Annotated in this window: 1 protein-coding gene; it reads left to right on the forward strand. The window is 42.4% G+C overall.

Annotated features, from left to right (window positions below):
- The coding region (locus tag CBG25_RS00745; RefSeq protein ID WP_290603799.1) for a transposase at nucleotides 1-263 on the forward strand (263 nt) is incomplete at its 5' end.
- Nucleotides 264-524: the final 261 nt, after the last annotated feature.

Consider the following 524-nt stretch of genomic DNA (forward strand, 5'->3'; position numbering starts at 1 on the left):
AGGCAAACGGCTATAGGAGCCAGATTCAGCGTAAAGGCCATCGAAACAAACCGTTGTCCAAGACTCAGCAAGGGCGAAACCACAGGATTGCAAAGACTAGGGCACGGGTTGAACATGCATTTGCGGCGATGGAACAAATGGGTAGAAAACTGATCCGCACCATTGGACAGGTGCGCGCTAATTTTGCCATGACGATGATGGCAGCATGTTACAACCTAAAGCGGTTGGCGTACTTCCAGAGCGCGTGCATCGTGGCTTTCTGACGCCCAGAATGGGTCAAATGGCCCTAGCCAGGGCAATGTGCGATAGAATCAGTAACGTGATAATCAAAAAAAATCTAATTATTTAGAATGAAAGCCAAGGGTTAATTGAAAATCTTGAGTTTTTCGAGGTGCCCGTATTTGTAAAGTATTCTGTTTTTAAAACAGATTCAGCAATTAACGCTAATTTATCATCGACAGAAATAGAAGGTGTTTCATTAGAATCTTTATCTATATTTTTTTTCATAATACGAGAGCCTAATT

The sequence above is a fragment of the Arsenophonus sp. ENCA genome (assembly GCF_002287155.1).
GTDB lineage: Bacteria > Pseudomonadota > Gammaproteobacteria > Enterobacterales > Enterobacteriaceae > Arsenophonus > Arsenophonus nilaparvatae.